Annotated in this window: 14 protein-coding genes and 2 pseudogenes; 6 read left to right on the top strand and 10 right to left on the bottom strand. The window is 39.3% G+C overall.

Annotated elements, in window-relative coordinates; all coding sequences use genetic code 11:
* The 3 genes from DWW13_RS16585 to DWW13_RS16575 all read right to left on the bottom strand — a co-directional run.
* Nucleotides 1-455: reverse transcriptase domain-containing protein (locus DWW13_RS16585; protein ID WP_243026177.1), on the bottom strand; the 455-nt coding region annotated here is incomplete at its 3' end.
* Nucleotides 456-1,023: 568 nt separating this feature from the next.
* On the bottom strand, nt 1,024-2,076 hold the full coding sequence (locus tag DWW13_RS16580; protein WP_118720617.1) for an FRG domain-containing protein: 1,053 nt from the start codon (nt 2,074-2,076) through the stop codon (nt 1,024-1,026).
* A complete protein-coding gene (locus tag DWW13_RS16575) occupies nt 2,073-2,750 on the bottom strand; it encodes a hypothetical protein (RefSeq protein WP_118720615.1) in 678 nt (225 codons plus the stop codon). The genes DWW13_RS16580 and DWW13_RS16575 overlap by 4 nt, the downstream gene beginning before the upstream one ends.
* Before the next feature lie 230 nt (nt 2,751-2,980).
* On the opposite strand from DWW13_RS16575, the gene DWW13_RS16570 reads away from it, so the two are divergent.
* Complete coding sequence (locus DWW13_RS16570) at nt 2,981-4,156, top strand: IS110 family transposase (protein WP_117500218.1); 1,176 nt, start codon at nt 2,981-2,983, stop codon at nt 4,154-4,156.
* 161 nt (nt 4,157-4,317) lie between these two features.
* On the opposite strand, the gene DWW13_RS16565 is transcribed toward DWW13_RS16570, so the two are convergent.
* The 4 genes from DWW13_RS16565 to DWW13_RS16550 form a co-directional block, all read right to left on the bottom strand.
* Entirely contained in the window at nt 4,318-7,161 is a 2,844-nt protein-coding gene (locus DWW13_RS16565) for a hypothetical protein (RefSeq protein ID WP_118720613.1), read from the bottom strand.
* Between the two features lie 69 nt (nt 7,162-7,230).
* Nucleotides 7,231-7,473 (bottom strand): hypothetical protein, encoded by a 243-nt coding sequence (locus DWW13_RS16560; protein WP_118720611.1) that lies wholly within the window; start codon nt 7,471-7,473, stop codon nt 7,231-7,233.
* Between the two features lies 1 nt (nt 7,474).
* Nucleotides 7,475-8,854: a macro domain-containing protein gene (locus DWW13_RS16555; RefSeq protein WP_118720609.1), complete on the bottom strand. Its 1,380-nt coding sequence runs from the start codon at nt 8,852-8,854 to the stop codon at nt 7,475-7,477.
* 394 nt (nt 8,855-9,248) lie between these two features.
* Nucleotides 9,249-10,121, bottom strand: coding sequence for an NUDIX hydrolase (locus tag DWW13_RS16550; protein ID WP_118720607.1), 873 nt, complete (start codon nt 10,119-10,121; stop codon nt 9,249-9,251).
* A gap of 289 nt (nt 10,122-10,410) precedes the next feature.
* Between DWW13_RS16550 and DWW13_RS16545 the strand changes: the two genes are divergently transcribed.
* Nucleotides 10,411-10,944 carry a transposase gene (locus DWW13_RS16545; RefSeq protein WP_226906440.1) on the top strand — a complete coding sequence of 178 codons (534 nt, stop codon included), beginning with the start codon at nt 10,411-10,413 and terminating at the stop codon, nt 10,942-10,944.
* Between the two features lie 57 nt (nt 10,945-11,001).
* Here DWW13_RS16545 and DWW13_RS20070 read toward each other — a convergent pair whose 3' ends face one another.
* The 3 genes and pseudogenes from DWW13_RS20070 to DWW13_RS16530 form a co-directional block, all read right to left on the bottom strand.
* Nucleotides 11,002-11,199, bottom strand: a complete 198-nt coding sequence (locus DWW13_RS20070) for a mobility-associated LCxxNW protein (RefSeq protein WP_118720605.1) — start codon at nt 11,197-11,199, stop codon at nt 11,002-11,004.
* Nucleotides 11,192-11,596, bottom strand: a complete 405-nt coding sequence (locus DWW13_RS16535; RefSeq protein ID WP_226906441.1) for an ATP-binding protein — start codon at nt 11,594-11,596, stop codon at nt 11,192-11,194. Before DWW13_RS16535 ends, DWW13_RS20070 begins: the two co-directional genes overlap by 8 nt.
* A pseudogene (locus tag DWW13_RS16530) lies at nt 11,593-12,027 on the bottom strand (IS66 family transposase); the annotation flags it as partial. The gene DWW13_RS16535 and the pseudogene DWW13_RS16530, both read right to left, overlap by 4 nt.
* 22 nt (nt 12,028-12,049) lie before the next feature.
* Between DWW13_RS16530 and DWW13_RS16525 the strand changes: the two are divergent.
* The 4 genes and pseudogenes from DWW13_RS16525 to tnpC form a co-directional block, all read left to right on the top strand.
* Nucleotides 12,050-12,883: pseudogene (locus DWW13_RS16525) on the top strand (IS66 family transposase); the annotation flags it as partial.
* Nucleotides 12,884-12,953: 70 nt separating this feature from the next.
* On the top strand, nt 12,954-13,289 hold the full coding sequence (gene tnpA / locus DWW13_RS16520; RefSeq protein WP_118720603.1) for an IS66 family insertion sequence element accessory protein TnpA: 336 nt from the start codon (nt 12,954-12,956) through the stop codon (nt 13,287-13,289).
* Entirely contained in the window at nt 13,282-13,635 is a 354-nt protein-coding gene (tnpB, locus tag DWW13_RS16515; protein ID WP_118720601.1) for an IS66 family insertion sequence element accessory protein TnpB, read from the top strand. The genes tnpA and tnpB overlap by 8 nt, the downstream gene beginning before the upstream one ends.
* A gap of 131 nt (nt 13,636-13,766) precedes the next feature.
* Entirely contained in the window at nt 13,767-15,404 is a 1,638-nt protein-coding gene (tnpC, locus tag DWW13_RS16510; protein ID WP_118720619.1) for an IS66 family transposase, read from the top strand.
* Nucleotides 15,405-15,691: the final 287 nt, after the last annotated feature.

The raw sequence follows: 15,691 nt of genomic DNA, 5'->3' as shown, positions 1-15,691 counted from the left end.
TAGTTTGTTGGTTTTCTTTCCAACATGATATTTAGTTTGCGGATTGCTTTATGGCATCCCCTGTTCGGCCGGAACCCCATCATTTCATCGTAAAATATCGGTTCAAACACTGCTTCCAGTATTCTGCGCAGTGCTTCCTGCACCAGCTTATCTTCATAGCAGTAGATGCTGAGCGGACGCAGCTTTCCGTTATCCTTCGGTATTTCTACCAGTCTTGCCGGTTTCGGCTTATAGGATTTCCTCTTTAATCGTTCTACAAGAGCGTTCAGATTCTCTTCCGGATTTCTTCCGTATTCTTCTTTGGTGATTCCATCCATTCCTACGGCCTTTGTTCCATCCATCTGGGTATGGCAGCTTTTCAGCATTTCCTTATTCATCAGATGTCCCAAAGATGTGAACACCATGTCTGGATTTTCTTTTGATAATTGTGATATTCTCGCCAATTTCGTTTCCATTAGTTCCTCTATCCCTGTGTATAGCTAATGTTTCCTCTTTGATATAGTTTCGCAGGCCAGAGCTGTGAGGAACCGCTCTCTCTCGACTTCCCTCCGGTATTTATTTTGTTCCTGCCATCCTCGGTACTACTCGGGCCTCCGACTACCTACATTTCCTTTGCCATCCTTCTTTTGATTGTCAGGCATACTTCCTGTTTACACACTTCAGAAAGAAAATGCAGGTTCTCTCCAGTTGATATATATTCCCTGTGTAACATGAATAGTTCCCACCAACGCCGCAGAGGTATGTAAAATCTCACCATAACGATAAGTACATATGTTGCCTTCCATCCAGACCACGATGTCGGCCCTCTGGTTCTTTTGGGATTTCGGCGCTCACTAGCTATCCCTGTTACCTTGCTGTCTACGCTTAGCCTGCAACGTTACCGCGGCAGACTCAAGACTCGCTTCAAATGCTGTGGTTAGCAGCTTATTTGATGGGGCTTCCACCCACCGGACTATATACCCTTAGCTGGACGCACGGTCTGACCCCAATGTCAAGCATTAATGCACAAGGATATCTTTCAACTCAGGTGATTTTTCTTGCTTCAATCTCATTCGACACAACCGGTATCTCAGGGTAAAGCCAGCTTACATTCATCCCAAGTTCCATCATTTCATAAGCAATTTTTCTTGGATTGTATAATTTGATTCTATGCAGACAATGGTTTATTTTCTTCATATTCTGCATTGCATCTAATGAAACATGAAAGGATGTCATGCATTTCATATTATTAGTTTCCTCATATAAAGGAAATATTGTAAATACTCCTTTTTGTGCTCGAATTCTTTCACTATGGTAGGGAATGTTCACTGCAAGGGGAGGAACTTCTTCTGGATCCACCTTGATTTTCATATCATAAATCGCATATAGCAATAAATAAAATACCACCCTTTCCAGACTTTCATCTCCAATTTTTCTTCCTCTCGCAGAAAATTCCAATGCATTTTTTTCAATTTCAGCAAAATTAAATATTCTGGAAAGATGTGGTGCAGATGAAATATCCCAAATCCCGGAATTCGTTTTTAACTTCTTTATTGCCTGCTGCAGTTTTGCCTTTTCCGTCTTATTTATGGCGAGCTCTTCTACATAGCTTCCAGCCTCCACCTCATTAATTACACTTTGAATCACGTATTCATTCCATTTCTGTGGTTCAAACACCCACATACAGGGACATGCACTCATTCTATCAGCCTCAAAGTGCTCGTCATTTTTAAAGAAGCATTCCAATGTAAAGATCAATGAATGCATTGCCGATTCAGACCAGTCTAATAGCCTTGTTTTTACATCATGATGCTGCATTACTTCCAGCCATTCTACTGGAACTCCAGGTTTTTGTTCAAAAAACTGGCTGTTTTTTGCAATAAAATGTTCTTTCCGTGCATTTTCTTCTCTGTTTAAACTATGTTCACGATCACTCACTTTTCGAAAAATACTTGGTGCTAAATCCCATGTATAATCTCTATGTCCCCGAAACCATAAAAGCGGCGGCGTTCCCGCCACTTTTCCTGCTTTTTGTCCAATCCCAGACACAATGTTCATAAAGTCAGCTAAGCTGTATGCATTGTATTCATTAATCATTCACTACCCTCCCAGTTTTTTACATCGTTCTGACATCTCCTATAACAATTCATCAGAAACTCCGCATACATCATTTGTTCTTTCTGATATTCCTCTGTTCCTTTCTTATCTATAGCAAAACTTTCATTCCATCTTGTAGTGATCTGTTTCCGAATTGTATCATCCTCAAAAATCTGCCTTCTAATCTCTTCTGCCTCTTTTTCTTCAAAAAATGATCCCTGACTTATAAAGTCAGTTAAAATTTTCTCTATCGTATAATCCTTCTGTTCACAGATCAATCTCAGCACTTTACAAAAGCGATACATTTTTGTATATAAGACACTTATTTTTTCGTTCCTATTTTCTGCCTTGATTAAATACAATTTTTCATATAAAAGCCTAATAACTTTTTCCAATTTACTCATCGAAAAACTTTCTTCCTGAAAAAGGCTCCAGAGCTCCGGACTTTCCGTTTCAATCTCTACATGCTCTTCACTAACTTTTTCCGAAAGCTCTTTAAATGTCTCCTGCGCAATTTTTTCGATTTTCCCTGTCGTATTTTTTTTATTTTTACGTTTCCATATTGCCCTGCAAACTATGCCGCATCGTTTTGCTTCAAACCTTGTTTCTCCTCGTATTATATAGTAGTAGTTTTTAGAGACCCTCTCCAAGGTCTTTATAACCATTAAAGTCATAGTCCATTCTTTACCTCTTCTGTAGGTTCGACTATGATATATAAGATGCTGTGGATTGGTTAATTTCTCCTACCACTAGATGGTTTACGAAAGGCTCCAACCACAGTCTCTTTGTCCATTTGTTAATCAGTTAGATACCGCATGACGGTTTATTTAGAACGAGGTTACAATCGCAAAGAGCACCCTGTGGTTCTAAAACAGTATCAAATTCATTTCAAAGGAGTTTTATTATGATTTACGTAGGAATTGATGTTGCTAAGGATAAGCATGATTGCTTTATCACCAACTCTGATGGAGAAGTGTTATTTAAAGCATTTACCATCACCAACAACTTAGATGGTTTTAATGAACTTCATCAAAAGATTGCTTCCGTTATGGATGATGTGACAAAAGTAAAAGTAGGACTGGAAGCCACCGGACACTACAGTTACAATCTCCTCGGATATCTCATTGATAAAGGTTTGCCCACCTATGTTATCAATCCGTTACATACAAATCTGTACAGAAAAAGTCTAAGCCTTAGACAGACGAAAACGGATAAAGTAGATGCCCGCACGATTGCTTCCATGCTCATGTCTGATGTGAACTTAAAGTCCTACTCAGACATATCTTACCACAACGAGGAGCTAAAGTCATTAACTCGTTATCGTTTTGACAAAGTGAAAGAACGTGCCAAGCTGAAAACCTCCGTTTCAAGACTTGTCTGTATCTTATTTCCCGAATTAGAAAAACTTGTGCCAACTCTCCATATAACATCTGTTTATGCATTGCTTTCTGAATTTCCCGGCGCTAAACATATAGCCACCGCACACCTTACCAGACTTACAAATCTTCTTTCCGAAGCTTCCAAAGGTCGATATGGTAAAGATACTGCTATTACTTTCAGAGATGCTGCAAGAGCTTCTATCGGCTCAAATATGCCAGCCAAATCTCTTGAATTAAAGCACACCATCAAACTCATTCAGGAACTTGATTCAGAGATTGATGAAATCGAAAAAGAGATCAAAATCATCATGGATGAAATCAACTCTCCAATTCTTAGCATTCCCGGAATTAACTATCGCATGGGCGCTATGATTATTGCCGAGATTGGTGATTTCAATCGTTTTGATTCTCCTGATAAAATCTTAGCTTATGCCGGCTTTTCGCCATCAACATATCAATCCGGACAACTGGATGGTGCCTACGCACATATGGAAAAACGTGGCTCCAGATACCTGCGATACGCCCTGTACAATGCCACCAAGTATGTCTGCCACTGGGATCCAACATTTGCAGCCTATCTTGCTAAAAAACGAGCGGAAGGTAAGCATTACAATGTTGCCATATCACACGCTGTAAAAAAACTGGTTCGAGTGATTTATCATCTTGAAAAAACAAAGCAGCAATACATAAAAGCAGCTTAAATCTTTCTAATTCAATACTCTTTTTTGAGCACCTGTCACGATGCTCTTTTTGTCATGCAGTTTTCAAGGTTCAATGAACTCTAACTGAGTTCCAAATATATCTAAAATACATTTCTGTACTTTATTCAAAAAATATCATTTTAAGGCTTGACTTTTAATAGTTAGTCTTTCGTTTCAAACGGAAAATGTGTTGAAGCAAACTGTAAATATCCAAAAATACTAAATTCAAAAACACCACACATAAATAAATCTGACGCAGCCTCTCTATAAACTGAAAAAGTCATTTCTATCAGATTCAAAATGGTTTCTTCTTCATAATCAGAAAGTGCCCCGTTAAAAGCTGTAGCAAACTTTTTTTCATCATTTTGCGCTATTCCCAACTGATTTTTTACCTTTTCAATCTCCATTCGGCTTTTATTACTCCAATTCCACTCTATTTCATTATCTTCATGTAAAGAAAGCATTTGTTTTGCTTTTTTAAAAATTTTTCTCCCCATTGCCACTTTTTCGCAATAGTAGAAGTATTCCTCCAGCAGTTTTGTTCCACTCCATGCTTCCAGCTTTAATTTCAAATCCCGATATTCCCACCAGCAATTGTGAATTACTTTGCAGTACCCCAAATCTGCTCTACCGCCTTTTCTTTTTTTCTCGAGTATTTTCCGAATTTTTTCTGATAGTGTTACCTCATCTTTAAAATCCAATACTACTATGTTTTCTCCCATTCGTTGACAATGGCTATTAACAATTGCGCATGCATATTGTATACAGTTTTTCTGCAATTCTACTAAATTTTTTTCTATTTCATCTATTAAAGATTTTTCCGATAATTCCCCCTTTTTCATTCTCTTATAACCTTTTTCCAGACTTTTCTGTATATTTTCTTCTAATTGTTTTATCCTGTTTACACATTCAAAATATTCCGAGTCATATTCTAAAACACAATCCTGCGTATTTCTAATAAATTCCCCGATGCCCAAATACGTTTCCGGATTCAAATTTCCACCCTTGCAAAAACTCAACATTTTCTGTTTGAATACTTCTTCAAAACATTTCAGTTCTCCCTTATATTGTTCCGATCCCATTCCAAAAAGAGCGCTGCATACTTCATTCTGTATCAATTTAAGCATACTATTTTTCTGAAAAAGATCCATTCCACCATAAAAGATTTTCCAAAACAACGAATAACTGAAAATATTCAGCACGTAAGAAGCTAAGAGTTTATTTCGCACTTCCTGCTCCCTGAATCTGATATTATGTGCAATTTCATGACATAAAATTGGAATATAACTTTCATATTGTTCCATGCTTTCCACATTTGGTACAAAAACAACCATCAGATTCTTGGAAAGCTCCTTCTGCGTTTTCTGTCGACGACTTAGTTCAATCAATACTCGTACAGATTGATCTCTTTCTTCAATACATGGTATCAATACCGGACACAGATCCCTCGAGACATGATAATACGACGTCTTCCCAGTTATATTGTTCCTTGCTATATCTAATACATGACTGATAAACCAGTCATATGCCATTAATATTTTCTCAATACTTCCATTAATCTGCAGATTATAATTTGGAGCCTGCAGTGTCTGCAGGTTAATATTTCGTATGTACCCTGCAAATGCATCCAAAGACTTTACACCTACTATCAATTCCTTTTCATAATCTTTAAATTCCATCGGGTCACTGCAATATTCACGGATTTTTTCAAGAGATTCTATCAAATATCTCATTTGCCGAAGCAGAATAGACACCTGCAGTCTAAGCTCTCTTTGACCGTTCAAACTTTGACTGTTTTCTAAAAGACTCTTAAGCAGTTCATAATATACTTTTACACGCTCATTTTCCTTTACAGAACTTGCCAATTCAATTTCTTTTAGAACTTTCATGCAATATTCATATTGCTTTTCATTTCTTTGTTTTAATGTCTCTTTTTTACTTAAAGTAGCAATACACTTCGTCCGGGCTTTCCGATACTCATAAAATTTATTTTCTTCTCGTGGCACTCCTTTAAGTAAAATACGCTCATTCCAATAACTCAGCTTTCCTGAAAAAATATCTTTTATTAGTGTTTGGGCATTCTCTCCCAATTTCATTTTATCAGCCTGGCTTTTCAACTGCTCCAAGATTTCTTTATTTACTTTTCTGTCCTGTTTGCATATCATCAAAATATGGCGTATGTGTATAAAATCTTCCAACATAATATCTATAGAATAATCGTATCTTCCGTATAACTGATATTCTACTGCACTTCTTTTTTTTGTTTCTTCTTCCGTCTCTTCTTCTATCTCTTCTTTTTCTTCTGTCTCCTCTTTTTCTTCTGTCTCCTCTTCTTCTTTCGTCTCCTCTCTTCTATACTCGTCCGAATAAATTCCCCTTATTGATACCAGATCTCCCTGTTCAAACAACATATCCTCTATTTTTATCTTTTTTGCTTCTGGGTTTTTATCTACATTCTGCATTCCCATAATACTATATGTGGTAAGAAGCTGATATTTTTTGTTTTCAATCTGAAAATAAATTTCTCTGAGAGTCGTCGAAAGTTCAAATGCAATATGAATATCATTACTTCTGACACTTATTAAATAGTCCCCCGCTGTAAAAAGTGAAAATAACTGACATTCTATTTTTCTTTTATCCTTTTCATCGTTTATTTTTTTCTGAAATGTTTTAAGCTCTTCACGTAATATTCTTTCAATCTCCTGATGATCCTGATTTAGTGCTTCTCCCCAAAAATCCGGATGTATGAAAACCTGTATTAATGTTAAAAACATTTTTTCATGATCGGGACTTTTAAAACTTTCCTCACCCACAAAGCACAATTCCTGCAAAGCCAGATAATTTTTCTCCGACATTTCCTGGTTTCCAATGCATCCATGAATAACATCTTTTTCTTCTTTCACCTGAAATGCATCAAAATAGTCCATTGCCATATATTCGGTATGAAATGATCCTTCTGATCCAATATTGTATCGGTATAATTGAATGCTACTAATCTGTTTCATAATGGTTCCTCTTAATTTTCTCTTTATTTGTATTTTAAGAAAAAGCGCCCTATATACGAGCGCTTTTTCTTAAAATTCTATTTCATAATCCATTCTTGTACAATACGGAATGCTATATAATGTTTCTAATTCTTTTCTTGTCGTTTTTAGATTCTGATTCTCAATATCAATTAAAGACTCCTTTATCCCATTACCTGGAAATGTATCTGTTCTTGAATAATACACTGCGTCTATTTCCTCTGCTAAAACCATATTTTTTCCCTTTTCACTCAAAATCCTTTCTTTAATATTTATGTTTAGCTTAACTAACATATCAACCTCTGTCTGCCGCATCTTCACTTAAAAATTTTCTTTGTTTCAAATGTGCGACAAAAAATGCAATCATCAACGCTCCAAACAGAAAATTAATTCCTGTTCTTGTATATTCCGTTATTCGAAACAGCATTGTCATTAACTGCCCCTCGACTGTTTTTCCCAAAATGCTATAATCCATAGCCGCCCACAGTCCAATCTTTATTTTTTCTATATTGCAAACAAGATAATAAAACAATGCCATTCCAAAAATCATTTCCAAATAATTGAATACCAACAATATCAATGTCCGTAATGGATTTGCCGACGGTCTGTGAATATCCGCCAGAAAAATCAATGCCAATAAACAAGTTATTGTGTCCAGCATCACATAAACTGTCGTAATTCCAGCAATAATATACCACCTATTTTCATTTCCATTTATATAGGGACGCATTTTCTGCCAGGAAAATAACAAAATCCATACAAACGGAATTAACATTTTGATCACCGTTTCAATTTCTATAACTTCTCTGCGATATTTCCATCCTCTTTTTCCTGCTAAGCTTCTGACCAGCATCGAAGGTACAAAAAACATTCTTATTCCAGCCAGGAAAAGTCGAAACATCTTTGTGATTGTGAAATAATATCTCTTTTCGGAATCATATTTCCATATTTCCTTGCAATATGCCTTTTGCGATTGGTACCCAGACATATAAACCATTCTTCGTTCCGCTTTCATATTCGTTTCACATTCACGATAAACATCCAATATGCTGTTCATAACATCTGATTGTTCATGATATATTACAAGATAAATCTTCTCGATTCGCTGGAACGTATCGCTGTCATGCTTCTTCCACTCTAATAGCTGATTGCTTATCGACACTAATGCAATTTGAAATGCAAGTTTCATTGGAAACCCATAATTTCCTGAACTGATAATCGGAACAGCCAATGATTTTATATCTGAATTTTCTTTTACGATTTGCATTATGCTTTCATAACACTTTGCCAAAGTTTGAATACACTCTGATCCCCCATCATATTTCGGACCAACTGCATGAATAATATATCTGACAAAGTCTTCTCTGCCTTCTTGCGGATTATTTTCTGTTATCCTAGCTTCTCCCTGATGACATCGAATTGTATTGTCCGGTAAACTTGGCTCTCCATCTAATTGCTGTTTAATTTTCTGATTAAAGCTATCCTTGTCTTTTAAGATTTCAGCCATTTTCTTATGAATAGCACCATCTACACCACTGCCACCCATTAAAGTTGATTTTGCAGCATTCACAATCGCTGTTACTTTTCTCTTGCTAGCTTCCTCAACAATGTCGCCTTTGATAACTTCTATAATTTCATTAATATTTCTTTGAATAAAGCTTTTTTCATCAATCACAACCGTTTTCTCCTTGGTAATTAGGAATCTTCTTATCCGCACGTATATAACAATATAATTCTCAAAAACGTTCTTGTAAACAAATTATTTTACAGGAACGTCTTTCTGTTATTGCTAATCTTATATTCTTCTACGCTGTAATTAGATATTTTCAAAAGCCTTCATGCATTATTGCTTATATCATAGTGTCAACAATTTTGCATTCTCTTATTTTCTTTTACGTATTATAACATATTTATTTTTTTTCTACTAGTTGTATTTTTATATATATTTACCATATTATTTTATATATATTTACCATATTACACAAAATCATTTCTTTCTTGCAATAACTTATCTTTTTCTGATGGTGACATCTCATGAATGTCTGATTAGAAAATAACCCGTCATCCTCTTATATACTATTGTATTCATAACCTCTTTCTTTACTTTGCTGTTTTTCTCTGTATAATACTGCCGGCCTATGTCCAGCATCTCCTGTCATTTCTCCGGTATTTTCGACAAGGGAAGATACCTTTCTTCGAAATGCCGGAACTAATAATTTTGTATCCAAAACAGCTTCATGAATCTGTTGTAATTCTCTCAATGTAAACTTTTCTGGCAAAAGCCGAAAGGCAATGTGTGTCTCTGTAATCCATTTACGAAGCTGCATAATTGCATCTGCAATAATAATCTGATGATCGAACGCAATATCATCGCTTTCAATTGTCTTAAACTTTCTTTTGACATCCCATTGAGATGTGACTTCTTTCAGTTTTGCGCAAATCACATCCTCTTCATGTGTTAAACGCAACACCCACTCACCCTCAACTTTCCTGAAAGAAACATCAAACCATTTTGCATCTGATGCATCATCTCCTGCTTTAATTTCTTCATGATTTGAATTAATCAGCGCCATAAATCCATTCGTAATGACCCATCTTCTTGGATCACGGCCCGGATCACTGTAGGTTCCAAATTGTTCTAAAAAATCACAGCTTAAATTAGCTTCCTCCTGAAGTTCCCTTCCTGCTGCTTCACATACAGTTTCATCCGAACGTACAAAACCACCAGGAAGAGCATAACAATCTTTAAATGGTTCCATTCCTCTCTGTATTAAAAGAATTTTTAATTTTTTCTCCGATATTTTTCTATAATTATTTTCTTCACTGTCAAACATTTCAAAGATGACTATATCTGCAGTAACTGATGGTTTCTCAAATTCTGAATCATCATATATTTTGGCATACTCCTCATTTGATTCCAAAGTCTCTATCTTCTTTTTCATAATTTCCACTTCTTTCTTTTATTAATATCATTATGATAATATCTTTTTAGCAATTTGTCAACATCAAAATACAAGAACTGAAATTCGCTATGAAGATGGACGTCCCCGCGCAGATCATTCAAACCCTGCTAATAAGATTGCAAATTCTGCTCGAACGGTACGCCTATTCTGAAATCAGCGGTACATTCATTCTGATTTAGCGGTATGCGTTTTCTGCTCAAAGCGGTACGTTTTTCCTTTATTATTGTGATGTAACTATTATTCATCACTGTGCAAAGGAGAAACTATTATGCACGACTACAATACTATTCTTGGAGTCATAGAACTTCGACTCAGTAAAGTCAGTTATGACGCCGTACAAAAACGTTACCGGATTGGACGGAGCGGGATTGCATTGATCATGAACCGCTATAATGATTCAGGATTATCACTGGATGATCTTCGGCAAATGCCACCCGCAAAGGTTGTTGATCTCATCTATCCAAAAGAAAACCTTCGACATAAGGACATTCCACTACCTGATTTTGAAAAAATACATGAGCAGATGATCCAAATGGGAAAGCATGCCGACTTGAGCTTTCTATGGATCGATTATAAAAAAGAGCATCCCAATGGTTACCAGCTTGCCCAGTTTTATAAGCTGTATCGTGATTTTATGGTAGATACTTATGGTACTTCAAAAACATCTATGCCTGTGGAACGGATTCCTGGTGAAAAGATGTATATTGACTGGGTAGGCGACCAGCCGGAACTGCTACTGGACACAGCAACTGGCGAACTTGAGTATTCCGATCGGAATGAGCATTCTTTTCGGAAATTCTGAGCACCCTTTTCCGGAAAGAAAGAGCATACCTTTCCGGAGCAGAGTGCAATCCTTTATTTAATACTCAGGCGGAACCTTTATTCCATTTTTGATAAGCAACGCCTGTAACTGACCGATATATTCCCGCAGATGCTGGATTTCTGTCCAATTGTTATGGCATAATTCATCGGCCTCTTCCAGTTCATGACGAAGTAACTCATAGTCGGTCCATTTGATACATTTATGATCTTTACTGAAAGCGCAGTAATCAGTCATTGGCAGCCCCTTTCTGGGAATCTTTAATTCCATGGCGCTCCCGCATAGATACCCGGCCATCAATCATTACTTCGTACGAATTGTGGACGATGCGGTCAATAATGGCTTCGCAGATCGTAGCATCGCATTCATTTCCTATCCGGCTGTACCAGCCAGCAGGTTCAAACTGCGTACAAAAGATAACTGATCCTTTTACGCTGCGTGCTTCGATAATCTCCAGCAGTTCTCTGGTCTGCTCACTGGAAACAGGGCTGAGCAGAAACTCATCCAGAATCAGGAGATCAATCTTCTGATAAGCTTTAATTACTTTTTTCAGTGGTAAGCGCCAAATAATAATGCGGTTAGATACAAGATTACTCCAGCCCTTTGCGAGTTGGAGTAATTCACTATAATTCACATGCGATTTTTGATAGATTGGAGTTTTTCACTCCAAGGTGCCAGTTCCGCCAGCTGTTCATCGGTCATATTTTTACTCGGTCGGTGCTCCAGCAGAAATTTAAGATATCCGTAAATGTTCAGCCCATGTGCTTTGGCCATCTCAACCATTGTGTAGACTACTGCGCTGGCATTCGCTCCGTCTACGGAACTGCTGAACAGCCAGTTTTTTCGCCCCACTGCAAAGGGACGGATCGCATTCTCACTGAGATTATTGGTAAAGCTGCACCGCCCGTCTTCCAGATAAGTTTCTGCTATATCACGCCGGTTGAGAACATAATTCACGGCTTTATCCAGCCGGGTATTCCGGACGGGCTTTTGCTGGTCAAGCCACGACCAGAAAGCCTCCAGAACAGGTTTTTCCTTCTCGAGACGCAGTTGTTTCCGCTTTTCATAATTACCGGGATACTTTTTGTTAATCGACCAGGACTGTTGTACATCCATCGATAAAAGCAGAAAGTTTCTGTCAGACCTGACGGTTGGAAAACTGAACCTCTCAAAAGGAATGGTCTGCAGACTGAGCAGGGAGTTTGCCCGGAAAACAGAAGCCGGGCGGAAATCTGCTTATGCTGATATGCTGCTTTCCCCTGTCATGCACACGGACTGCACGAATGCAAGGATAAACGGAAAGAGCTGTCAGGTTTATGTATGTGCCACGCCTGATGGTAAGGCTCTTTATTTTGCCCGTGAGAAAAAAGGGCATGAAGGGGTAAAAGGTACGGTTACGGAAGACTACCAGGGAATCCTGGTCCACGACCACGACGTTACCTTTTACAGTTATGGGACGAATCATCAGGAATGTCTTGCCCATGTGCTGCGCTATCTGAAGGACAGCATGGATAATGAGCCGGAACGCAGCTGGAGCAAAGAGATGCGTTCCCTGCTGCAGGAAATGATCCATTTCCGGAATGAATGCAATCCTTCAAAAGAGGTGGATCTGGACAAGGTTTCCGGATTTGAAGAAAGGTACCAAAAAATACTGGAAACCGCACGGAAAGAATACGAAGACATTCCGGCAAATGATTATTACCGTGACGGGTACAATTTGTTCCTGAGAATGGAGAAATATAAGCAGAACCATCTGCTGTTCCTGCATGATTTTAGGGTACCTGCCACGAATAATGAAACGGAACGGCTTCTGAGGAATTATAAGCGGAAACAGGCGCAGGCCGTGACATTTCGGAGTTTCGAAAGCATCGAAGATCTCTGTCAATGCATGAACATGCTTGTTTTGATGGTAAGTAGGTAATCATCCGTACCTGTTATCCTCGATTTTTTTCTGATATACTCTCCTCAAAACCTGAAAGGATTGTATCATCATGAAAAAAGACGAAAAACTTATTCTTTGGACAGAACGTCTGCAGGCGTTCCAGGCTAGTGGCCAGACCTGCAGGGAGTGGTGCCGGGAACATCAGATCCCTGTTTCTACCATGACATACTGGAACCGTAGATTACGTACACTCGAAAGCGAATCACAGCCGGAACTGGTTTTTGCAAAGATGCCAACGGAGCAGGAACTTTCCACAAGAGGAGCCATAACAGAAAATATACCTCTGCGTATCTTTATTACAGACAGTATCCGGATTGAAATTATGCCGGACTGCCCGCCAGAGCTTCTGCATGTTTTCGTAAGAAGTCTGAAAGAGCATGCTTGAACTGGCAGGCAGCACAACGGTATACCTTGCGTGCGGAGTAACCGATCTCAGAAAAAGTTATCACGGTCTGGCGGCTATCATCAAATTAAAATTTCAGCTCGACCCATATTCTCGCTGTATGTTTGCGTTCTGCAACCGCAGGCGGACCTCAATCAAAATTCTTCAATGGGACGGATCCGGTTTCTGGATTCTGATGAAAAGGCTGGACAAAAACTGTTTTCGCTGGCCGGACACACCGGATGAACTCCAAAAGGTAACCCTGAAAGAGATGCACTGGCTGTGTGACGGATTATCCCTGACACCCCAGGGGGCGTTCGAAGAGCGGCATCCGAAAATCATCGTGTAGGTTCCTGTAAGGACGAAAAAAGCAGAGATATCCGCTTGATTTCCTATAACTGCAGACTGCATTTTTCCTCGAAAAAAGCAGGTTTGTATGGTATACTTCTGGTAGAAAAAAAAGAGCCGGGAGAATACCAGATGGAGCCGATTTTTACAGAAGATCAGTTAAAGAACATGAGCCGGGAGGCACTGATTGAGCTGATGCAGGTCATGCAGGAAAAGCAGCGCAAAACAGAAACCAAAATGAAGCTGATGGAAGAAAAACAGAAAGAGCTTGAGTTTTTAAATGCCATGCTTTCTGACCGCCTGACGCTTGCAAAGAAACAGCGTTTTGGGGCTTCCAGTGAAAAATACGCAGATGGATATGAGCAGATGAATCTGTTCAACGAGGCGGAAGCTGCGTCAGATGGTGAACCTGACCCGGAGAAAGAAATCGAAGTCACTTCCCACAAGCGTAAAAAGCATGCCGGAAAGAAAGAGGAAGATCTTTCACATTTCGAAGTAACAGAGCGGATAGAATACAAACTTACAGGGCAGGAACGTTATTGTCCAGACTGCGGTAAAAAATATAAGGTCGTCACGAAGGAAACGGTAAAGCGGTTAAAGTTCGTTCCGGCACGTTTTGAGGTAGTCGAAGAAATCTCCTATGTATACAGCTGCCCGGAATGCGGAGCTATGAAGCGTCTGGAAAAAGTTCCGGCCCTGATCAAGGGAAGCATTGCAACGCCGTCCCTGGTTGCAGGCATCATGAATGCAAAGTATGTCAACGGCATGCCGCTGGCCAGGCAGGAACGGGAATTCGCAAGATATAACCTGAAGCTTTCCACCAAAACCATGGCAAACTGGATGATCAGCTGTGCAGACCGATATCTGAGACTGCTCTACGACCGGGTGAAAGAAGAATTCTTAAAAAGCCGGTACATTCACTGCGATGAGACACGGGTTCAGGTGATTGACGAGCCGAAACAGCAGGGGTCTACCCAAAACTGGATGTGGGTCTATCTGACCGACCGCTACAGTGAAGCGCCGCAGATGGTTCTCTTCGATTATGAGCGGACCAGAGCCGGGTATCATCCCAAAAATTTTCTGGGAGATCAATTCGAAGGATACCTCACGTGTGATGGATATCAGGCATACCACGGGGTAAAAGATTCGATTGTTGTATCCGGATGCTTTACCCATGCAAGAAGGAGGTTTGACGCAGCGCTTACGGCACTGAAAAAGGATTTTACCAAAGAACAGCTGCGTGGAACCGTTGCGTATCAGGCGATGTCCCGGATCGGAATCCTCTATAAAATAGAAGAACTGATTCAGGATAAGACGCCGGAAGAACGGTATCTGGAGCGTCAGAAACAGTCCCGTCCTGTCGTGGATGCATTTTTTGAATGGTTACATTCGATGGAAGATTCGGTAGACCGGTCTTCCCTTATTGGTGATGCCATTTTATATGCGCTGAATCAGGAGACGTATCTGCGCCGTTATCTGGAGGATGGGCATCTGAGCATTGACAATAACAGCGCGGAACGTGCAATTAAAAACTTCGCAGTTGGCCGCCGGAACTGGCTGTTTTCGAAAAGTATCCGTGGGGCAGATGCCAGCGCCACCATATACAGTATCACAGAAACCGCACTTTTAAACGGGCTGAAACCCTATCTGTATCTTACCTACGTCCTTGATCAGCTGCGGCGGATGGGATCGTTTCCCGAAGAAGAAAAACTGGATCAGTTGCTGCCCTGGTCAAAAGAACTTCCGGAAGAACTTCGGACAACAGAATAAATTTGAGCCGCCTTTTTCTGGGCGGCTCATTTTGAAAAACAGGGTACGGATGATTACCTACTTACTGTCCAGTAGCTGTTTCACCGCCTTTGCATTGCAAATTCTGCTCGAACGGTACGCCTATTCTGAAATCAGCGGTACATTCATTCTGATTTAGCGGTATGCGTTTTCTGCTCAAAACGGTACGTTTTTCCTTTATTATTGTGATGTAGCTATTATTCATCACTGTGCAAAGGAGGAACTATCATGCACGACTACAATACTATTCTTGGAGTCATAGAACTTCG

This window comes from Blautia sp. AF14-40 (genome assembly GCF_003479665.1).
GTDB classification, from domain to species: Bacteria; Bacillota; Clostridia; order Lachnospirales; family Lachnospiraceae; genus Fusicatenibacter; species Fusicatenibacter saccharivorans.
This window is presented reverse-complemented; position numbering and strand designations above follow the sequence as displayed.